Origin of the sequence: Silvibacterium bohemicum, assembly GCF_001006305.1 — a bacterium.
GTDB classification, from domain to species: domain Bacteria; phylum Acidobacteriota; class Terriglobia; order Terriglobales; family Acidobacteriaceae; genus Silvibacterium; species Silvibacterium bohemicum.
Window position 1 is genome coordinate 672,967 of record NZ_LBHJ01000001.1, and the last position, 20,656, is coordinate 693,622.

At 56.1% G+C, this 20,656-nt stretch carries 22 protein-coding genes; 16 read left to right on the top strand and 6 right to left on the bottom strand.

Annotated elements, in window-relative coordinates; genetic code table 11:
• Positions 1-2 precede the first annotated feature (2 nt).
• The 5 genes from XX99_RS02915 to XX99_RS02935 all read left to right on the top strand — a co-directional run bounded on the left by XX99_RS02915 (position 3) and on the right by XX99_RS02935 (position 3,893).
• On the top strand, positions 3-911 hold the full coding sequence (locus XX99_RS02915) for a type II secretion system F family protein (RefSeq protein ID WP_050057848.1): 909 nt from the start codon (positions 3-5) through the stop codon (positions 909-911).
• A 189-nt stretch (positions 912-1,100) separates the two neighbouring features.
• Complete coding sequence (locus XX99_RS02920) at positions 1,101-1,460, top strand: DUF192 domain-containing protein (protein ID WP_050057849.1); 360 nt, start codon at positions 1,101-1,103, stop codon at positions 1,458-1,460.
• A gap of 9 nt (positions 1,461-1,469) precedes the next feature.
• Entirely contained in the window at positions 1,470-2,876 is a 1,407-nt protein-coding gene (locus tag XX99_RS02925) for a pilus assembly protein TadG-related protein (RefSeq protein ID WP_050057850.1), read from the top strand.
• Between the two features lie 23 nt (positions 2,877-2,899).
• Positions 2,900-3,352: a TadE/TadG family type IV pilus assembly protein gene (locus XX99_RS02930; protein WP_184084518.1), complete on the top strand. Its 453-nt coding sequence runs from the start codon at positions 2,900-2,902 to the stop codon at positions 3,350-3,352.
• Between the two features lies 1 nt (position 3,353).
• On the top strand, positions 3,354-3,893 hold the full coding sequence (locus XX99_RS02935) for a TadE/TadG family type IV pilus assembly protein (protein ID WP_050057852.1): 540 nt from the start codon (positions 3,354-3,356) through the stop codon (positions 3,891-3,893).
• Positions 3,894-3,939: 46 nt separating this feature from the next.
• Here the strand turns inward: XX99_RS02935 and XX99_RS02940 are convergent, their stop codons facing one another.
• Entirely contained in the window at positions 3,940-4,167 is a 228-nt protein-coding gene (locus XX99_RS02940; RefSeq protein ID WP_050057853.1) for a toxin-antitoxin system HicB family antitoxin, read from the bottom strand.
• A gap of 443 nt (positions 4,168-4,610) precedes the next feature.
• On the opposite strand from XX99_RS02940, the gene XX99_RS02950 reads away from it, so the two are divergent.
• Both XX99_RS02950 and XX99_RS02955 read left to right on the top strand, forming a co-directional pair.
• Positions 4,611-4,976: a hypothetical protein gene (locus XX99_RS02950; protein ID WP_050057855.1), complete on the top strand. Its 366-nt coding sequence runs from the start codon at positions 4,611-4,613 to the stop codon at positions 4,974-4,976.
• A gap of 52 nt (positions 4,977-5,028) precedes the next feature.
• Positions 5,029-5,313: a toxin-antitoxin system HicB family antitoxin gene (locus XX99_RS02955; protein WP_050057856.1), complete on the top strand. Its 285-nt coding sequence runs from the start codon at positions 5,029-5,031 to the stop codon at positions 5,311-5,313.
• Positions 5,314-5,725: 412 nt separating this feature from the next.
• Here the strand turns inward: XX99_RS02955 and XX99_RS02960 are convergent, their stop codons facing one another.
• The gene (locus XX99_RS02960; RefSeq protein WP_197081816.1) at positions 5,726-6,286 is read right to left on the bottom strand and encodes a TetR/AcrR family transcriptional regulator; all 561 of its coding nucleotides are present in this window, start codon (positions 6,284-6,286) and stop codon (positions 5,726-5,728) included.
• A 147-nt stretch (positions 6,287-6,433) separates the two neighbouring features.
• Here XX99_RS02960 and XX99_RS02965 point away from each other — a divergent pair, with 147 nt between their 5' ends.
• From XX99_RS02965 to XX99_RS27060, 5 genes are all read left to right on the top strand, one after another.
• Positions 6,434-6,811 carry a darcynin family protein gene (locus XX99_RS02965; RefSeq protein WP_197081817.1) on the top strand — a complete coding sequence of 126 codons (378 nt, stop codon included), beginning with the start codon at positions 6,434-6,436 and terminating at the stop codon, positions 6,809-6,811.
• Between the two features lie 330 nt (positions 6,812-7,141).
• Positions 7,142-7,933 carry an alpha/beta fold hydrolase gene (locus XX99_RS02970; protein WP_082125201.1) on the top strand — a complete coding sequence of 264 codons (792 nt, stop codon included), beginning with the start codon at positions 7,142-7,144 and terminating at the stop codon, positions 7,931-7,933.
• A gap of 355 nt (positions 7,934-8,288) precedes the next feature.
• On the top strand, positions 8,289-8,705 hold the full coding sequence (locus XX99_RS02975; protein ID WP_050057858.1) for a hypothetical protein: 417 nt from the start codon (positions 8,289-8,291) through the stop codon (positions 8,703-8,705).
• Between the two features lie 298 nt (positions 8,706-9,003).
• Positions 9,004-11,847, top strand: a complete 2,844-nt coding sequence (locus XX99_RS02980; protein WP_050057859.1) for a protein kinase domain-containing protein — start codon at positions 9,004-9,006, stop codon at positions 11,845-11,847.
• 171 nt (positions 11,848-12,018) lie between these two features.
• The gene (locus XX99_RS27060) at positions 12,019-12,366 is read left to right on the top strand and encodes a hypothetical protein (protein WP_156185759.1); all 348 of its coding nucleotides are present in this window, start codon (positions 12,019-12,021) and stop codon (positions 12,364-12,366) included.
• 230 nt (positions 12,367-12,596) lie between these two features.
• Here XX99_RS27060 and XX99_RS02990 read toward each other — a convergent pair whose 3' ends face one another.
• Both XX99_RS02990 and XX99_RS02995 read right to left on the bottom strand, forming a co-directional pair.
• Positions 12,597-13,052, bottom strand: coding sequence for a hypothetical protein (locus tag XX99_RS02990; protein WP_050057861.1), 456 nt, complete (start codon positions 13,050-13,052; stop codon positions 12,597-12,599).
• Between the two features lie 112 nt (positions 13,053-13,164).
• Positions 13,165-13,764: an ECF-type sigma factor gene (locus tag XX99_RS02995; RefSeq protein ID WP_050057862.1), complete on the bottom strand. Its 600-nt coding sequence runs from the start codon at positions 13,762-13,764 to the stop codon at positions 13,165-13,167.
• Positions 13,765-13,960: 196 nt separating this feature from the next.
• Here XX99_RS02995 and XX99_RS03000 point away from each other — a divergent pair, with 196 nt between their 5' ends.
• The 3 genes from XX99_RS03000 (at position 13,961) to XX99_RS03010 (ending at position 16,506) form a co-directional block, all read left to right on the top strand.
• Positions 13,961-15,019 (top strand): NAD(P)-dependent alcohol dehydrogenase, encoded by a 1,059-nt coding sequence (locus XX99_RS03000; protein WP_050057863.1) that lies wholly within the window; start codon positions 13,961-13,963, stop codon positions 15,017-15,019.
• A gap of 74 nt (positions 15,020-15,093) precedes the next feature.
• On the top strand, positions 15,094-16,038 hold the full coding sequence (locus XX99_RS03005) for an AraC family transcriptional regulator (protein ID WP_231581122.1): 945 nt from the start codon (positions 15,094-15,096) through the stop codon (positions 16,036-16,038).
• Positions 16,039-16,077: 39 nt separating this feature from the next.
• Positions 16,078-16,506, top strand: a complete 429-nt coding sequence (locus XX99_RS03010; protein ID WP_050057865.1) for an MGMT family protein — start codon at positions 16,078-16,080, stop codon at positions 16,504-16,506.
• A gap of 11 nt (positions 16,507-16,517) precedes the next feature.
• Here the strand turns inward: XX99_RS03010 and XX99_RS03015 are convergent, their stop codons facing one another.
• A complete protein-coding gene (locus tag XX99_RS03015) occupies positions 16,518-18,551 on the bottom strand; it encodes a hypothetical protein (protein WP_050057866.1) in 2,034 nt (677 codons plus the stop codon).
• Positions 18,552-18,908: 357 nt separating this feature from the next.
• Between XX99_RS03015 and XX99_RS27065 the strand changes: the two genes are divergently transcribed.
• Positions 18,909-19,085: a hypothetical protein gene (locus XX99_RS27065; protein WP_156185760.1), complete on the top strand. Its 177-nt coding sequence runs from the start codon at positions 18,909-18,911 to the stop codon at positions 19,083-19,085.
• A 56-nt stretch (positions 19,086-19,141) separates the two neighbouring features.
• Here XX99_RS27065 and XX99_RS03020 read toward each other — a convergent pair whose 3' ends face one another.
• Positions 19,142-20,641, bottom strand: a complete 1,500-nt coding sequence (locus XX99_RS03020; RefSeq protein WP_050057867.1) for a GH39 family glycosyl hydrolase — start codon at positions 20,639-20,641, stop codon at positions 19,142-19,144.
• Positions 20,642-20,656: the final 15 nt, after the last annotated feature.

Sequence of the window (20,656 nt, forward strand, 5' to 3'; positions counted from 1 at the left end):
CAATGACGTCGCAGATACTCTTCGCGTTAACGCTCGGGATCGCGTCCTTCTGTCTCCTCGCATTGATCGTAATGCCGATGATGGAGCGCTCGCGCAAGATGACCAAACGGGCTTTGGACATCATGGTGATAGCGCGGCCGGATCAGCAAGCCCTGAGCCGGCGGCAGCAGCTGGAAGGGCGGCTGCTGCGACTCCTGCGCGAGGTCCGAACACGCTTCGGCATGGGGGGGAGTATCAAATCGGCGAACCGGCTGGCCGCGGCCGGCTACCGCGCCGCTGCCGCTCCGGACATCTTCTTCGCCGCCCAGTTTCTTACTCCTTTGGCCTGCGCCTTCGGGGCCAGCTTCATCACTGACAACACCCTTCTCTGGGTGATGATCTGCGCAGGCGTCGGCTATCTGGCTCCGGGCATCTGGCTTACCGAAAAGACGAGGCGCAGGAAAGATCGCATCCGGCGCAGCCTTCCGGACACCATCGATCTGCTGGTCATCTGCGTGGATGCCGGCCTGGGGCTTGACCAAGCTCTGCTGCGCGTAAGCCAGGAGATCGCGGTGGGGCATCCCGACATGTACAACGAATTGACTCGCGTGCATCTTGAGCAACGAGCGGGACGGCCGCGTCTCGAGACCTGGCAAAATCTGACCGAGCGGGTCAAGCTGACAGAGCTGACGGCGTTTGCCAGCATGCTCACCCAGTCGGATCGCTTCGGAACTCCGATTGCCAAGAGCCTCAGCACGTTCGCAGAAGATCTCCGGTTGAAGCGGCGGCAGCAGGTTGAAGAGATTGCGGCGAAGACCAAGGTAAAGATCCTCTTCCCGCTGGTTTTTTGCATTTTCCCATGCCTTTTTATCGTTCTCCTGGGGCCCGCTGTTTTGGAGATCAGCAGCGGACTTCAAACCATTTCGAAATAACGCATGGTTGCCTCGTCCACCCGGAAGGCAATCATCTTAACCGGACCCTCACCATACCGAAGGAGAGAAGCACCATGGACTCAACCACCGTCATTCGACTTGTCGCGGGAATCTTAGCCGGCCTCGTGCTCACCGTCATCATCTACCGCCGCAGCAAACACTCGGCATAACCCTCAGGAAGCAGCGAACGTGCGCACGATAACAGTCTGGAACGCCACGCGGGACAATGTCATCGCGGCGAAGGTTGGTTTGGCTCACACGACTTTCAGCCGCATGCGTGGACTACTGGGTAGAAGCGGCCTGGAGAGCGGCGAGGGCATATGGATTTGGCCATGCAACGGAGTGCACACCGTAGGCATGGCCTTTTCCATCGATGTCGTCGGTCTCGACCGGGATCATCGCGTCGCCAAGCTGTGGAGACGCCTTGCGCCGCTGCGCATCACCTCTGTGAGCTTCACGGTGCGCAGCGTCCTCGAGCTCTCGGCGGGAAAGATCCAGGAAGCCGGGATTCAGATCGGCGACGTAATCCGGATGGAGGGCCACGAGTAGCGGACGAATATGCGCGAGCGCCTTCCCATTCCGAGCGTCTTTGCCCGCCTGGCGGACGACCGCGGCCAAACGCTGGTGGTGGCTGCGCTGTGCATGGTCGTCCTTCTGGGATTCATGGGCCTGGCCATTGATATTGGTAATCTTCGCTACCAGAAGCGAGCCCTGCAGACGGTCGCCGATGCTGCGGCCCTCGCGGCAGCTATCGAAGTGCGCATCTGCGGGACGACTTCGAATTGCCCAGCCATGAAAGCAGCGGCGCAACAGGCGGTGGCGGAAAATGGGTACACCGTCACTACAACGTTGACCAACTGTGCGGGCACCGCCGGCCCCGGGTTCACGCTGACCGTCAACAATCCGCCCTGCTCTTTAAGCACAGATCCTAACGCCGGCGCGCCCCACTATAACTATGCGGAAGCTATCGTCACCGAAAATGTGCCTACTTATTTCGCGCGCATTCTCGGGATAAGTACAGTTCCGATAAGCGCGCGGGCGGAAGCGGCACGTGGAGTCGGTGGTCCTTGCATCTATGCGCTCGATCCCGCCGGCGCACCGGCTATCCAGATGACTGCCGCTCTCGGCATGAATATCCCCTGCGGCATCGTAGATGAATCCAGTGCCGCGAATGCATTTTCGTGCGCCGTAGGCCTAGCGATCAACGTACCCAGCATCAATATCACCGGCGGCGCCTCTGGTCTGCTGTGCACTACCAGCCCTCCGCCGCATACCGGTGTTCCGGTTCCGCAGCCGGCCGATCCTCTCGCATACCTGCCCGCCCCCGCAGCAGCCAGCGGCACGTGTGGCACCAGCACCGGCTCGCCTTATACCGGATCGTCGTCGCAGGTCCTCATCACACTGGGACTGGGCAGCAATATCGTCTTCCACCCAGGAGTTTATTGTGGAGGAATCTCGATTATCGCGGGCCTGCTCACCAATATCACCTTCACGCCCGGCGTTTATATTCTTCGCCAGGGGCCCGGTCTGCTAGGGACGACCGGGGGCCTCAGCATCAACATCTCCGCGATCTCCACAATCACCGGAAATGGCGTGATGTTCTATAACCAGGGGACCATAGGCAGCTTTTCCATCGGCGCCGCCTCACTCCTCGGGCTTAGTACCGTCTCTTTATCCGCGGCAACCAGCGGCGAATATGGCGGGGTCTTGTTCTTTCAGGCGCACGGTGTGACCGCTCTCGGAAACTTCTCCAATATACTGAGCAGCAGCCTATTCACAGGCGCTATTTATCTTCCCGATGCGCCGTTAGACTATGACCTTAACGCTGTCTCTGCGTCCTATAACATCCTCGTAGCCAAAGATATTACCTTCACCGGAGCCATTTTAAGTGGCTTCGGTAATAACTATGCCACACTGCAAAGCGGATCGCCTCTGAACGGCGACAATGTCGAGCTGGTGCAATGATGTTCGCGCAAGGGAGGGGCGTCTTGCCCATCAGCTATCGCAGATTTCGCGCAGAATCCGACGGATCGAGCCTCGTCGAGGCTGCCCTCATCCTGCCGATACTCGTCCTCATGATGGTGGCCACCATCGATTTCGGACGGGCTTATTCCTTGGCTATTGAAGTGTCCTCTGCCGCCCACGCGGGTGCGCTTTATGGAGCTCAGAATCCCAGCAATACTGCAGGAATGGTCGCCGCTGCAAGGCTCGACGTGCCGGGTCTTGCGCTCTCGAGCGCGAATGCCACCTATGGATGCGAGTGCCACGATGGAAGCTCGGCCGTCTCCGGCTGCCTCACACCCCCGACTTGCGCCGAAAACTACGTAAATTATGTGAAAGTCACCACCTCTTTTTCCTACACTCCCCTCCTCATCTATCCCGGAATTCCCAATCCCATCGTCCTGCAGGGCAGCGCCGAGATGCGATCCGGAGGAGATTGAAATGGGCGTGACGCTTGAGGACAACGCGGGCGCGGTCGCAGCCTTTCCTGCAACCTCGCGCTTCATGAGCCTCAAACGGAATGAATCGGGAAGCGAACTAGTCGAGTTCGCTCTGGCGCTCAGTGTGGTGTTGGCGTGCGTCTTTGGGATTATCGATGGATCGCGTGCCGTCTTCGCCGAACACTATGTGGTGAACGCGGCGAGGGAGGCGACCCGCTATGCGATGGTACGAGGCTCGTCGTGGAATGGCACAGCGTGTACGACGCCCGCTACGTTCAGTTGCACCGCTACCAGCGCTCAAGTCACGAGCTTCGTGAATAGCAATATCCCGCCTGGCATTATGAGCAGTAAGGTGGGCGTGGTCACAACCTGGCCAGGAACGACTTCGACCGGAGCGGCTTGCGATACCGTGAACGGCACCGATAGCCCCACATGCGTCGTCAGCGTTCAAGTAACGTATGCCTTCGCCTTCTCGCTGCCATTTCTTCCTCAGAGCGCGATCAATTTTTCGAGCACTTCTACGTCTACAATTTTCCAGTGAGTCAAAGCTCTCTACCAGCTTTGCCAGTCACGTCGACCGGCGGAATCTAGTGCCGCGCCACATTGGATTTATCCCACGGCCTGATCGTATGCCCTTTGACCTCTTGATTTCGCCGATTCGCTTCTTCCATCCGGCAGATCTTTTCTACCACCGCGACGCTGATGAATTGGTTGAGAGAGAGGCAGTCATCGTGAGCCATTTCGTGGGCCTCACGCCGCACCGCTTCCGATAGGCGGAGTGGAAAGTAAAGGCGCTGCCTGCGTTCGTCGGACATGAGAAGCTCCTTTTTCCATCCGATCAGATGCTTTGTGTGAAGATGTTGAAATTATTCTCTCTCTACTTTCGGCGGAAATCATGGCAGGTTCCAATCATCGTCAACATCGGGGATTACTTCGGTGAGGTTGACAGTCCACCTATCGACAAGAACACTTGCAGGCTGTATCTCCGAACTATAGGCGGAGGCAGACTCAAGGATGTAAATCGATTAAGTCTCGACCAATAGATTAGGTGGAGGAGGTCGCTAGGTTAGGGGCCAGGAATATTTTCTCTCCGGCCATCTGCAGCAGCTTCAATGATGTTGCCGGTGATGTCAAGCTAGGCTGGTTAGATATGGGGCAAGGCGGCCTCACATAGATGTTGATTGATGCGATGGTGGTTGCCTGTGCCACATAAGTCACATGGCTTTCTAGGTTGGGATGCCGGACGATACATCCTACGGTGTTCACCTTTACTGTCCTATTGTTCCTGTCACTCTTGGCCGCGATCACGTGGCTTGCCACCCGCGCCATCGTACGCCGAGGCTGCGGCTTTCCGGCGCCTTCGCGAGAGGACCTAAAAGTATTGTTGACCAGAGCACACGACTTGTTGACTGCCGGAAGCACGGATTCACAGCAGCGTGCCTGCGACCTCGAGGCCTTACTTCTGCTTAGCCATGTCCTAAAGCAGGACAATCTTTCTGAAGCCGGCAGGGGCGCCATCGAGCAGGTTAAGAATGAAATCGAAAAGCAGATAGATGAGAATGCCGACGGGATGATGCGGTTCATGTGGAAATGTTCGTTGCATGAGGCGAAGCATTCGATGTGAAAGCCTCCAGTCCTCGCTAACGATTGCTATTTGAAATAGTCGCTTCAGGCAAATGCAGCAAAAGATACCGCAGGACAACAAAGGGAATGCCGATCCACTTACGGTATTAGAATGTATCGTTGGTTTTTCGACGGAGACACTCAGTATGGGCCAAACGGAGAACATCGCTCGCAGTTTTGCATTACGGTTGCCGCAGTCATCGCTCGCCAGAGCGAAAGTTCTTGCCGAGACTGAAGGGATCTCTCTCAATCACTTCATTAACCTTGCAATCGTCGAAAAAATTACCCGGCTCAAAGAACTGGACAAAACACTCTCTACGGGTACAGAAGCCTCGTGATGTCCGGAGGCTCGTCCTATCCCTGCTTCGAATGTTGGAATGCGCCCCCGCCGAAGCATGAGTTCCTTCTCGTAAATCGCTTTGTCGATTTGAGCGCGGGAGATCCCAGCTGCCGAACCTGATCTCATCTGCGGACAATAGCGCGCAATTGGAATGATTTCGTACATTGAGTTGGCAGGTGAAATTGGGTTTGTGCCGCGCCTCTCGAATCTCCGCTGTTAGTAGCAATGATCACCCCTGACGGGATTTGGCGACCCGCATTTCGAACTCTTTACATCTATTGGTGCGGCACTGTTATTGAGCTTTGCGCATGATGAGGGCTTACTTCTCAGAGGATGGTGTACGTGGCAGTCATCTGTTCTGCCGGTGCATTCCGGAAAAATATCTGAGCGGCGGTCTTGTCGCTTGCTCACTAAAGGCCACGTCGCGACGGTGAAGATATACCAAGATAGCCATATACGGCGCGGCGCACTCGTTCCTCAAGTCGATGCGCATCCGTCTCGCCGCGTTCTCCAGCCGCATCGACAATACCCTTCGCGATGGCGATTAGATCGAAGGCGGCTTCCTGCATGTTCCTGATATAAGGAGCGCCGGGCCGGCTGAATGTCCGTAGGAGTGTCCGATGTATCGCGTCGGTTACATGCCGAATGCGCGGAGCGATGGGCAGCCGGCTCTGTTCAAAATCCAACAAGCGTGCGAGTTTGGGTCGTCTCATCTGGTGAGTCACCGCGGCCTTGATCAAGTGATGCATCGCGTCGCGATAGTCCGCAATGGAGTCGGCTTCGGTCACATCCGCTGACAATAAAGTCAACTCGCGCTCGATCAGCGCAACCGTCACGGCATCCTTGCCGGGAAAATATTGGTAGAGAGAACCAATGCTAACGCCGGCGCGTTCGGCGATGGCATTGGTGGTGTAGCCTTCGAAGCCATGCTTTTCCAATATGCGAGCTGCCGCTTCGAGTACGGCGTTCACTGTCTCGGTGGCACGCGATTGCGTCGGCTGTTTACGAGGGTCTAGAGCTTGCGGCGGCCTGGTTTTGCCTTGGGCGGAATGCGAGTAGCGCACATGAGCTTTCGCTCATATTCTATGTCCAAGATCGCATGGAAAGAAGGACAGAAAATGATTGAGGACAAACAGGGGCGTGCGACGGAGCAGAGAAAGATCGTGCTCACCGCGTTCATGCTGGTGAAATCGATGCCAGAGTGGCATGGATTCAGCAAAGAGGAGCGGTCTCGGCTCCTGGCTACACACGTTGAGCCAATTCTGAAGAAGCATTCTCCCGAAGTAATCCTACGTCTCTATGATGTGGAGTTTTATTCAGCCCGGGTCACCGATGTCTGGATATGGGAGGCGACGGATCATCTCGCATACGAATTTCTCGTGGAAGCTCTGCGGGAAACGCCCTTCTGGGATCGCTACTTTCAGATTGTGGAGATTCTACCCGGCGTAGAGAACGCCTACCCCAATAATTCCAAGCGCAGTTCCGCGGCTGCGTAAGATCGGCAGACTCGATTTTCTGTTGCTTCAAGTCTTCGACATTTTGAATGCCCCTCTTATGGGCGCACGGTGCTTGTACGCCCGATGATTCAGGGCTTTACACATTGTTTTTTCAATTGTTCTCAACATATGCAGCAGGAATCACCAAGTTCTAATCGTTTTCACCTAGATGCTTTTCCTTATCCAAAACTAAGCTCGGATGTAACAGGATAGCGAATGTGAAAATGCCATAAGAATGTGTGTTTCTTCGCATTAGCTCCGTCCGTATGAGTTCTCAAGAATAACTTCGATTTTTTGGGCAGATATTTCACATATATAAGGAGAAACACATTGAAAGCAATCAAGTCTTTTGGAAATGTGGCAGTGGCGTGTGCCGCATTACTCACGATCATTCTTTCTGCCGCCAAGGCGACAGCGCAAACATCTTCCGCCTCAGGGGCAAAAACCGTACTCCTCGTTCATGGGGCGTGGGCGGATGGTTCGTGCTGGTCGAAGGTCATTCCATTGCTGGAAGCGAAGGGCCTGCATGTTGTTGCCGTCCAGATTCCGCTGACGTCCTTTGCGGACGACATTGCGGCAACGCAGCGGGCAATCGCTCTCGAGGATGGGCCAGTATTGCTGGTTGGTCACTCCTACGGTGGAGCTGTCATCACCGAAGCCGGGAACGATCCTAAGGTCGCCGGACTCGTCTATATATCGGCCGTGGCTCCGGACCAGGGCGAATCTGCCTTTGGTCTCATCACCAGCGTTCAAACACCTATCGGATCAGAGCTGCGTCCTGACAAGAGTGGATTTCTCAAACTCACTCCTAAGGGCATTGCTGAGGACTTCGCTCAAGACCTTTCTGCCAAAGAGATTGCGATTCTCACCGCGACCCAGGTGCCGACGAGCGTTGGTGCCATGAAGGGCGAAGTCACCAATCCAGCTTGGAAGTCGAAGGCTTCGTGGTACATCGTCGCAGCCAACGACCGGGCCATTTCACCCGAGCTCGAAAAAACGCAGGCGAAGAAGATCGGCGCGACAACCACCACCGTCGCCTCCAGCCATGTCATTATGCTCGCTCAGCCGGCGCAGGTTGCCAATGTGATTCTCGATGCAGCATCGAAAGCCGCTTCGAAGTAGGAAATGTGCAGTTACTCCTCTTCAGCTCGACAAATAAATGAGCGGGATCTGACGTACCTATAAAAAAGGTACGTCAGATTTTTTCTCCCGATATAAGAACGGCGTCAAGAGTGGCCTCCAGATTCTCTGGAAGATCTTTTGCTGGAGATGTCCCTGTTTATCTCCGGCTTTGCCAAAGATGCAAGTGATGGGCTGCTTAGTCCTCCTTCGCAAAGCGCGCCTCTTTGCAGACCAAACCCTCACGCAATCTTTATTTCTCAAATCGATTCCATGGCGTTGCCCCTTTTTCCATTTGATTCCGCATTAAGGAATGAAGCTGGTCGATCAAGACACTTCAGAAAATGGAGATATTGCCATGAAACGAATTACAGCAATGTTGGTCATTACGTTGGCAAGCTTTGTTGCCGCGGGTAGCGCGTTGGCTCAGGATCCCGGGGTTCAGGCAAACGTGCCTTTCGATTTCACTGTGGGCAACAAGTTGCTTCCTCCAGGCACGTATACGATTGTTCCTGCGGACTACGGGGTGATCTTGATTCAAAGCCTCGACAAGCGTCATTCCGTATTCACCACGACCCGCCCCGATGCTCATGCCTCGGACTACGACTCTAAACTCATCTTCACTAAGTATGGCGACCAGTACTTCCTCAGCGAAGTTCTCTGTCCCGCCGCTTCTGTGAATGTCGCGCTTCCCATGTCCAAGCAAGAGGCGAGGGTCCGTGTCCAGGAGGCGATGGTTTCCAGCAGCACACATGTACTGGTAGCCATGAAATGACAAAGGGTTAGACAGCTATTGGGGCCTCGGAGACAGTGTCTCCGGGGCCTCTCGTTGTGAGTTTCATTCATGAGTATCCAATAACAGGCTGACCTCCCGCTTGAATTGATATAAGCTCTCTATCACTCCGTGCTACGACTCGCCCAGGTTCGCAGAGTCCGGATTGAAGAAGACGGTTTATAGCTCCAAACTGTAACCGCACGCAAAGCAGGTTATTCGATCTACAAATTGTTGGCGGTCATGTGTCAGTCGCTTGCAACAATATCCGTAAATCAGGCTCTTGGATGGGCCGAGGATTATGTCGAATCGACGAGAATCCGCAGAGCAACTGTTCGAAGCCGCGCTGGCTCTCGATGCGGAAGAGAGGACTGCCTTCCTCGATAAGATATCCCCGAGCGATCCTGCCCTGCGAAGATTGGTCGAAGAGCTTCTCGCTGAAGATGCCGTGGCCGGTAGCTTTCTTCAGCATGGGCCTCTGGACTTCATGCATGAAGCATCGACCGATACGGCTTCGCCGGGAGACGCGAATCGATTCGATGATTGGATCGGAAATGGCGCTCGTGCCGGCCGGCTGCGAACCGGCCAGATACTGATCGACAGATTTACTATTGTCCGCTTCGTTGCGAAAGGAGGGATGGGAGAGGTCTATGAGGTGGAAGACAGTTTTCTGTGCGGCGTACACGTGGCGCTCAAAACCATCCTCCCGCAGATAGCTGCCGATCCCGGCCTTCAGCAGAGATTTACCAGGGAGGTTTTGCTGGCACGCGAGGTGAGCCATCCCAACCTATGTCCGATCTATGACATCTTTCATTGTGAGGAACCGCCGCCGGGCTTCCTGTTCCTCACCATGAAGCTGTTGCCGGGCAAGACTCTGGCCGCCAAGCTTCGGGAATCGACTCCGATTTCGACTGAGGAGGGACAGGCGATCCTTAAGGGAATTGCCGCAGGAATCGCCGCGATCCATGCGGCCGGTATCGTTCATCGGGACATTAAGCCGAGCAACCTCATGCTCGACGGGGCAGGAGCAGATATCCGGGTGTGGATCACCGATTTTGGATTGGCTCGCGCGTTCGAAGCAGAACCCACATTCCCCGGCCCGGCCATCATCGCAGGAACTCCAGCATATATCGCGCCCGAGGTATTGATGGGCCATCCCCCATCGCAGGCTAGCGACCTTTATGCCTTAGGCGTTGTATTGCATGAAATCTTCACAGGTAAAAAGCCCATTAAGGCGACAGACTCAACATCTCCCGTGGTCAGCCCGTCACTTAGCTTATCTGGCGTACCTGCTTCTTGCGCGCAATTGATCAGGGCATGCCTCGATCAAGATCCACAGCGTAGATGCCGAGCGTTTCAGGAAACGTTGGAGTCGCTAAGCCTCAAACCAGGCAGATCGTGGACCCGGCGCAAATTTATCGGAGTCGCGGCTGCGGGTGCCTGTAGTGCGGCCGGCGTCGCCTGGTGGAAGAAAGATTCCGTCGAAGATTTCTTACATCCGCTGCCGGCTAAGCGCTTCGTCGCGCTGCTCAATTGGCCAAGGACTTCCGATAACAAATTAGCTCCTATGCTATCTGGCGCTCTCAGTGCAATTCAGAGAGAACTTGAGCGACTGGAGGCCTTCGACAAAAACCTTTTCGTGATTTCTCCGGAGGACGCACACCAGGAAGTTCCCTCCGATGCTCATTTAAGGGAGATCAGCGATCCCCTTGGAGCGAATCTGATTTTGGCCGCATCTGCAGTTCCGGGAGTAAGTCATCTTCAGCTGATACTGCGCTTGCTGAATCCCTATTCGAATAAATCGATCCGCGAAAGAGATGTTACATGCGCATTCGCGGATATCACGTCTCTCTCTGACAAAGCGGTCCAGGCTGCAGCACGGCTTCTCGATGTCAACGGCTATTTGCAGGGCCGGGCGCGAATCGACCAGGGCACGCAATCTGCTTCCGCTTATATCGCCTTTCAATCCGCCGAAGCGCTGATGAAGCTGCCCAATGACAGCGGTCTCGATGCGGCTATCGAAAAGTACAAAGAAGCGATTGAACTAGATCCGCACTATGCGCAGCCTCACGCAGAGCTGGCCATCGCCTACGGCCGTCTCTACGGAATACGACGTGATCCGGGCGCGCTGGACCTTGCACGCGGGAACTGTCAGGTTGCTCTGTCACTCGAACCGCACCTGGTGGATGCCCATCTTGCTCTGGCATTGGTATCGGAGTTAACCGGCGACGAGCGTGGAGCACTAAGCGAGTTCGGCAAAGCGCTTGCCCTAGACCCCTCTAACCCAAAAACACTTGTGTGGCAGGCTCAACTTTACGGTCGATTGGAACGATGGACTGACGCTGAACAGACGTTCGAAAGAGTCTTAAAGGAGCGACCCAATTACTGGCTTGCCTACAACGAGCTAGGGTTTGTCTTACACGCTCAAGGAAAATTTCAGAAGGCGATCGAGTATCTGCGCGACGCAACCGTAGCCGCTCCAGGAAATTCGCTGGTTTGGAGCAATCTGGGCGTGGAGTATGTCCAAACGGGGAATTTTGCCGCTGCCATCGAGAGCTTGAAGAAAAGTCTTACCGTAGATCCTATGTTTGATGAAGCAGCGCAGAATATGTCGCTGGCTCTGCGTTATCAGGGAAAGTATAAAGAGGCTCTTCCCTTTGCGCTCAAAGCGACTGAGCTTAACCCGGCCGACGATATCAACTGGCTGGAGCTGGGAGAGTGTTACTCTGCGCTGCCGAATAGCCGAAGCCAGGCGCAGTCCGCATTTCTGCGCGCGGCGAAGGCGGCGGAGCTTCATCTGGAAACAGACAAAACCAACGGCCCCGGCTGGATGCTTCTGGCCTTTTACCGAGCAAAGTTGGGTTGTTCGCAAGAAGCCTTTGTGCTTATGCAAAAGGCTGACTCCCTGGGAGCCAACGACATGGACTCGCAGCTCTATAAAGCTAGAATCCTAGAGATATTGGGGAAACGCGATCAAGCACTGGCCACGCTGGCTTCATCTTTTCGGAGGGGCGCCAGCGCTGCTCAGCTCGCTCCTTTATCCGATATGGAATCTCTGCGTAAGGATCTACGTTACCAGCAGATGATCCGGGCGAAGTCGACAAATGCGGAAGTCGACCGGCCATCTGGCATCAGAGATCTCTGAGAGGCGATTGCTTGCCGTGTTCTTGTTCGTTCGATAGGAGGACAAATGAATAGCTCGTAAGCTGCTTGGCCTCTATGCTCGATCATCGTTCGAGCATCTACCGCGATATATCCCCCGCAGATTCCAATCGCCTGACATTCAGGCTAATTTCCCAGGAGAGCGAGGATCAAAATGGAGAGTTTAAAACCAACCCATAGGCCCGTCAGCATTATTCACACAGCGCCCGATCCGGATGCACTGCAGGTACGCAGTCATGGCGAGATTGGAGGCGTCTTGGAAGTAAGATGCGAAACGCCGAATCATCCGGAATTCAAGGTGGAATTTAACGGTGGCAACCCGAGCAACGAAGCAATAAACGAGACATTCAATGGGTCGATGGATGCGCCGGTGATCATTCCACTGAACAAAATAGGGAATTACGTCTATAGCATTTTGTACTCGAGCAAGGGCGGCAAACCTCCTGTGATCTTCGGCCCTTTCCCTTGTAATATTCACCCTTGCACAGGCTGCCGTTTTTGAGGTTCCTCGCAGATATGATTCGTACATTCTTTGCAGCCGGATGGATAACTCCGGCTCCATCTCCGGCGGGTGATAGCTGTGATGGACGGGGTCTCCCCGCCTACGCTTGAAGACACGGCGCGGATAGCCATTTGTTTTTAGGGTGTCCGTTTCCTGATAGAGGAAAGCAGGAGTCTCCGCGCCGGAGAGGTGCCTGCTGCTTATGGTCATAGTGCGCCGATTGAGAGCACTCAGTTTCCGGCTGCTGTATTCGTTGGGGAAAGAAGCGCTAACTCGATCTGCGCGGGGGCTTTGGACTCGAAGGAATATAGACGCGCAGTACGCTGTTTTGCCTTGGGATTGTAGATGTCCAGGTGGGTGGCATTGCCGGCGATCCATAGCTCATCCAGAACGAAGCGGTCGCCATACTTTGTGAAGACTGCGCGGCCGGTGTCCAGTCTTCCGCCGTTTACTTCAGGCCGGGTCATGGCCATCACCGGGCCCGCCGGGCCGCGGAGGATCAGAAGATTCTGGTGCTGCATGTCGATGCGATACATGCCGGGGCTGAGGTGCTTTACTCCATAGTCGAAGGCAAACGGTACGTTGATTTGCGCGGTGAGAGCCTTGGTCTGCGCATGCAATGTCTGGGGCAGCGACGCTAAGGTGACGAGGGCGGCTAGGGCGAGGATGCGGATGCTCGTTTTCATGGCGGTTCCTCACGGGAAGGAATCTTAAAGACTGCCTTCACTGAGGAATGCGGAGCCGCTGGAAAAACCGGGCAACAATTTGAAGAAAAATTTCTGTTCAGCTGCCGATCTTTCAGCCATCGACCTTCGGAGCGGCAACGCCGGATCCGTGGACCGGCTTGAGTTCACGGAAGAGCCAGATGCGGGCAAGCGACCAGTCGCGCTTGACGGAACGCGGAGCGATTCCGAGTACGTGGGCGATCTGCTCCACGGAGAGACCGCCGAAGTAGCGCATCTCAACGACCTGAGCGTGACGAGGGTTGATGGCCGCCAGCCGAGTGAGCGCTTCATCGACGAACGCGACTTCCTCGAGCCGCTCCGGCGAGATGGCCAGGTCGTCTTTCATCTCCACTCGGTGGAAGCCGCCGGCTCTCCGCTGGGCGGCGTGAGCGCGTGCGTGATCGACGAGGATCTGGCGCATCAAGTGTGCCGCGAGTCCAATGAAGTGGGCGCGGCTATTCCAGTCGATGTCCTCCCCGGCCAGACGGAGGTAGGCCTCATTGATAAGGGCTGTGGCTTGAAGCGTGTGTTCCGGGCGTTCGCGCCTCATATAGGCTTTGGCGAGGGTGTGCAACTCGGAGTAGATGAGAGGCAGCAGATTGTCAGCAGCGGCCGTATCGCCTGCGTGCATCGCCTTCAGGAGCTGGGTTACGTCGCCGGAGCCGGAAGCCATTACTTGTCCTCCTGGTGTCTCCATACTACTTCGAAAATTACCCTCAGGAGCCGCAGAAACTATTGCTGCCGTCTGCCGGAAAAGCTTTGGAGTTTTAGCGGTGAGCAATTCGGCTCGTCCGATGCGTGGCGTACTTCGCATATAGATTGGCGTATTTTGCATGCCGTGAATTCTTCCGCCGGTTTAGAGTTGTCCTATGTACAACGCGAAAGCATTCTCTGCTGCCAGTGCGACATCGCCGCTCGCCTCCACCACGATCGTGCGGCGCGATCCAACCGACACCGATGTGCAGATGGAGATCCTCTTCTGCGGCATCTGTCACTCCGACCTCCATCAGGCACGCAACGAATGGAGCGGTGCCATGCCCACCGTTTACCCCTGCGTTCCAGGCCACGAAATCGTGGGCCGTGTCACCAAGATCGGTTCAGCCGTAACGAAATTCAAAACCGGAGACCTCGCTGCCGTTGGCTGCATGGTCGACTCCGATGGCACCTGCCCCGAGTGCAAAGATGGCCTCGAACAGTTTTGCCCGAATCTCACCCTCACCTATAATTTCCCCGACAAGCACACCGGAGGCGTCACCTATGGCGGCTATTCCGACTCAGTCGTCGTCGACGAGCGCTTTGTTCTGAGGGTCCCTACAAATCTCGATCTCGCCGGAGTTGCACCGCTGCTTTGCGCCGGCATCACTACCTTTTCACCCCTCCATCACTGGGGAGTCACCAAGGGCAAGAAGGTCGGCATCGTCGGACTTGGAGGTCTCGGTCACATGGGGGTAAAGTTTGCCCACGCCCTGGGAGCTCACGTTGTCCTCTTCACGACTTCGCCGAACAAGAAGGAAGATGCTCTTCGTCTTGGCGCTGATGAAGTCGTCATCTCGAAGAACGCCGATGAGATGGCCAAGCACGCGGGCAGCTTCGACTTCATCCTCGACTGCGTCTCCGCCGAACACGACATGAATGCGCTTCTGGGCCTGCTGCGTCGCGACGGCAACCTCTGCCTCGTCGGTGCGCCCGAAAAGCCACTCTCCATCGCGGCCTTTGGGCTGCTCTTCGGACGCCGCAGCCTTTCTGGATCTCCGATTGGCGGCATCGCCGAAACCCAGGAGATGCTCGACTTCTGCGGCAAACACAACATCACCGCCGACGTAGAAGTTATCCCGATTCAGAAAGTGAACGAAGCGTACGAGCGTCTTCTTAAATCCGATGTGAAATATCGCTTCTCCATCGATATGGCGTCACTCAAATCCGCATAACCGCATAAATCATGAGCAAACACTTCCGGATTCCCGGCCGGCTTCCGATACGGTTGCAAGAGTCGGGAATCCGTGTGTCTGCGCTGCTTCAGAACGCAGGACTACCGCCCGGACTTCTCGATCAAACTCGAATCCTGGTAACCACGGAAGAGTTATTTGGCCTGTGGCGGGGAATTGGACAGGCCAGCACCAATCCTGCAATTGGGCTTGAGCTAGGCACAGAGACCAAGCGGGAGCACTTCGACCCGATTGCTCTCGCCGCTCTTTCGACGGCCAGCTTCGGCGAAGCGATGCGCCAAATGGCCAGCTACAAACAGCTCTCCTGCCCCGAAGAGATCATCCATCAGACCGATGGCGACGAATGGAGCATTCATTTTCGATGGCTTCTCGCCAATGATGCCGAACCGGAAGTTCTCACCGATCTTTGCTTCGCCTGGGTGCTCTGTATCGCACGGCATGGAACCGGCACCCGTATCTCTCCGCTGCGGGTTGAACTTGTGCGGCCACGTGCGTATGCCAAGACACTGGAGCGCCATTTCGGTTGTCCCATCGCTTTTGGAGCCGCACGGAACGCCATCGTTTTCCGCAGCTCCGATGTGGACTTGCCCTTTGTCACTCGCAACGCGGAACTCTTATCCATGCTCGCGCCGCAGCTCGATGAAGAACTGAAGCATCACAAAGGCCAAGAGACTTTTCCCGAGCGAGTTCGCGCCATCATTCAGAGAAAGCTTGCAGGACAGCGCCCCAGGATGCAGGACATCGCGCGCGAACTTCACATCAGTTCGCGGACACTGCAGCGCCATTTGCAGGATGAAGGCTATAGCTTTCAGCAGGTGTTGGAGCAGGCTCGCCACCAGCTTGCGCGGCACTATCTCAACAATTCATTGCTCGAGTTGAACGAGACAGCTTATCTCCTCGGTTACGAAGACGCGAACTCCTTCGTCCGAGCTTTCCGGAGCTGGGAGGGCGTGCCTCCCGCGCACTGGCGCGAAGCTCAGCGAGAGAAGGTCATGGTGTAGTCTCGGATGCTTGTAGGAGCGAAATAACAAGAGAAACAGATGAGCCCTGAACCCAAGTCGAAACAGAGACCTTCCCGGAAAAACCTCGCGTTCGATCAGCTTTCGGTTGAACGAGCCAAACGGAGCCTGCTGCGGGATGCGTCACGGCCGAACGAGCAGCGCGATCTTGCCTTTCGCCGCATGATACTTTCGATTCCGGCGGGCAAGGTGAGCACTTACGGCGGCGTTGCTGCAGCCGCAGGTTATCCCCGCTATCATCGAGCCGTTGCTCGACTCTTACGCACGGATCCTGTCGATCAGCTGCCGTGGCATCGTGTCTTGGGCGCAGGCGGCGAGATCAAGCTGCGTGGCGCTGCGGCGCGCGAACAGCGGGCACGCCTGAAGTTGGAGGGTGTGCAATTCAGCGGGAAACGAGTCGATATGGGCAAGTTTGAGCACTCGCTCAAGCCCTGGGAGTTATATCGATAATTGCGCAGCTATCAGGGAGTTGCGGGTGCAACAGCGATCGAGATAGCGCGAGATTCCTTGAGATCTTTATGGATGCCCGGACCGCGTAGTTCGACGTCGAGAGTGTGAGATCCCGGAATGACATCCGAAATGTTCAGCGGCAACTGGACGGACGCCAGATAGCCCGAACCGGAATCAATAGTAAAAGGAGCTTGCCGCACGGCTTCAACGACGCCAGCCTGAGAGCGCAGGACGAACTTTGCTGTCCAGCGTTCGGGCTTGCTTTTGTCGAGCTTTTCCGGCGGATAGATTCGCACGAAGGCATGCACGGTGTCGGCCGGGGAGAAGCTGCCGAGAGCATCGGGCTCGACGCGGCAGTTGCCGGCACGCATGGGATCGATCAGGAGGTGCGGCTGCTCCTGAGCAGTGAGCGGCGGCCGATGCTGAAGTCCGTTGGTATAGATGTCGTCAGTACGGCAGGCTTTGCCGACGACGAGGCTGCTGATGGCTACGCCGGGGCGCGGAAATTCAATGTCAATCTTTCGTTGGCTGTAGGAATAGATGATTCCGCGGCCGTCGTGGACCGCGATGCTCCAGAGGTAATGGCCGGGATGGAGTTGGCCATCGCGCTCCCAGGAGAGGCTCCGACCATCCCAGTGAACACGGATCTCGCGTTCGAGGACGATACTGGACAGACTCTGCTCCTCAACCCGCTCGGCCACAGATAGCGATACCGGTCCGCGGCCGTGGCCGATCCACTGAATCGCCGCGCTCATGGGAAGCACCGGCCTGAGACCGCCGTGGAGGGGAAAAAAATCGACGCGCTGGGTGACGCGGTATTCGGGTGACGGAATCAGTGTGGCTGCAGCTTTCTTCAATAGCGCGGAGATCTGCTTCTGATCCATCTCACGCTCGATGTCGGTTGAAACACCCACCGGGATGACGTCGAGGATGGTGACGCGTAGGTCCGGGCGAGTCAGATGCACTACGACTTCGGGAGAGCCGTGATCCTGATCTTCGGGCGTCATGTCGAAGTCGAGTGCGTAGCTCCCATCAAGGTCGCGGTGAATCTGGCGGGCAAGATCGTTCAGGGAGTTGGCGAAGCCGCCGAAAGTTGCGGCGGCGGTCTGCATTATCTGCGAGGTGCGAAAGGCAAAGTTGGAGAGAGCCGCAGTCATGGCGGGATCCGCCCGCATGTGAGAAGACGGTGTTGTTCCGAGCTGAGGACCAGCCGAGGATGCGCCATTGAGCTGCGCGGGCTGATCGGCGGCTGCTTCTCCACCGGGAACGAAGACATCGGGGCCGCCAACATTGCCGATGTAGATGTGCCCGCCAATTCGCTGGGCGACTCCGAGGAGGTCTTCGGGGCCGTCATGGGCCAGCATCTGGTCATTCAGGCCGTAGAGGGATCCCGCGATGGGATTCATGGCGAGAATGACCTTTGGTCCTTCGTAACGCTGCATGTTGCTGATGGCGAGCTGAGCCTTGCCAAGCCAGCTTCCTTCCGCGCGCAACTCTCGCGGCATGGCCGGATCGGTTGCATACTCAAACGACTCCGTGGTGTGCGCAACTTCGTCGAGATAGGCGAGTAGCTGCGAACGTCCATTGGTGAAGGGAATCATTTTGCCGTTGGAGTCGAAGATGCCGACGCGCCATGGAAGTTGTTCGGCAGGCTGCTGGGAGAAGTACTGTACGGCCTGGCGAACTCCGATGTTGTGGACTACCGGATCATTCGGCGGAAAGACGAGCAGGACCATTGGAGGAATGACGACGGCCTGCGTGCCGGGCGCGTGCAGGCGGAAGTCGCGCGGCTTGCCGTTGACGGTGAGAGCGAAATCGGATCTTTCGAGGTGAGACGGTGTGAATCCTTCATGATTGAGGACGCGAAGAGAAACAGTTGCTGAACCGGCCGCGGCAAAGCCGTCGCGGCGAAGCAGATCGAGGTCGCGATAGAGGGTCGGGTTAGATCCGGCGGTTTGTTGTTGCTGACTCTGTTGCAGAAGAGTTCCGGGTGTGATGGGTTGGGCCGGATTTGGAGCTGTCGTCTGTTCCAAAGGGACGCCCATAGACTGTTCGGGAGAAGACTGCTGGGCACGGACGGGGCTGGATAACAAGTACAACGCCGCGATCGCCAATGAAGCCCAGCGTCCCATAGGGGTAGATAGATACGGGCGTGCGAGTTCCCGGGCTGCAGTATATCGGCAGGGAACAGCGATTAGCGATCATTCTCTTTTTTTGGAGCTGCGCCGCCTCGTTGCCGCGGTAGTTTGCACCGACTATAACCGGTCAACACTTTGGCGTTGTCTCCTGGTCTCCGATTGAAACTCGCGATAACACATGGAACCGCCGCGTCGGCACGTGCGCACGCCCGATACAAGCCGGGGAATCCCGACGAAATACACGATCGCGTGCCGAGACCATGTATGAATGCCGATATACGACCCGCACTACGACAGTTGCGAAAAGCGCCTGAATTCGCCCCTACCACCGTGCTCACACTTGCCATTGTACGCACGCTCCGCGTGGGCGTGATTGCAGCCCTGGTGCCGGCTCGACGCGCGCTTGCAGTCGATCCCATGATTCTGCTTCGCGATGAATGATGCGGTGCATGATTGCTGGGTGCGCTAGAGAATGATCCCATCCAACTGCCGGAGGGCTATTTCGATTCCAGGGTTATGAGGTCGAAAGCATTCGGCGTGAGCTGCAGTTCAAGCCTGCTGTTTTTCAGAGTCAAGGTTTCTGGTGCCGGCAGAGTTGTTTCACGATTGAGCTTTTCTACCTGATCGGGCGTGGGGTCAAGTGGACTGCCCATTGCCGCGTACTGAGGCAGGACGTTGCCATGGTCACGGTCGACACGCTGAATGGTGATCTTTGCATCGGGCGCAACACCGTGGAAAACCAGCTCCACCGTGCGATTTGATCCCTGTTGATCGGGATCGACGAGATTCCATGCCGCGATGATGATCTTTCCCTCAGCGGTCCTGGTCGCAATCACGTTCTTTGAGGGGTTGGCGAGTCGCCGGTTCCCAAGCTGATGCAGTAATTCGTAACCGTAATAGCTCGGTTTATTGATGCCGCCCTTGGCGCGAAGTCCGAACTGGCCTTCGAATGGTTTAGGAACAGGGCCGCCTTCTTCAAAGACATCGGAAAAAGTCCAGAACGAGAGCATTTCGACCATGCCATCGCATTGACGGACGGTGTTCGCGAGTGCCGGCCCCACAAAGATGGTGTCGCGCGACTCATTTTGCCCTTGCACATTCCACTCTGTCCACATCAACGGCAGGCTGGGCATGGCGGATGCCTTGATCTCTCCGCGCACTTTAGCCACGGCGCGACAAACGCGATCATCCATGGAGATGTCTTCGTTGGTTCCGAAGAGGTTTTCGACGGTGTCGTCGGCATATCCATGCGTTGAGACAAAGTCGACAGGCACGTGATTCGCAGCGGTGTACTTCAGGAAGTCAGCCACCCAGTCTGCGGCGGCTGTCGCTGGTCCGCCGACGCGCAAGCGCGGGCTCACAGCCTTGAGCGCACGCGCGGTGTGGGCGTATAGATCGAAATAGGACTGCTGGCGAGGGATACCGTTCCAGAAATCGATATTCGGTTCGTTCCAGACCTCAAAATACCACTGCGATACTTCATCAATGCCGTAGCGATCGACAAGATGCCGGGCGAAGTGCGTCATCAGATCGTCCCAGAGCTCCATGCTCTTGGGCGGAGATACATTCTGCTTGTACCAGAAGGGATGAAGCGCATCGGGATTGAAGGCCAGCTTCTTCGGCATGAAGCTGATCTCGACAAAGGGACGGACGCCGTTCTTCAGCAGCCCATCGTAGATCTGATCGACGTAGGCGAAGTTATAAACGGGATTGCCGTGCTCGTCTTCGTTGTAGACGCCAACCTCATCGTGAAGGATGGCATGAAAGCGGACATAGCGAAAATCAGAGACCTGCTTTACGGCACGAAGGTCGTCACGATAACTTTCGCGCAGCGTGAGAATGGCGCGGCCGGAGCCGAACATCTGCTCCCAGAAGTGAGGAAATGGCGTCGTCTGCGCGGTCGCATCGATCTGAACTTGTTCTTGAGCAAGCAGCGGATGGCAGGTCAACAGAAAGATACTTAACACAGCAGCAAATGACAGAGACTTTTTCAGCATGACTAAACCTTCGCG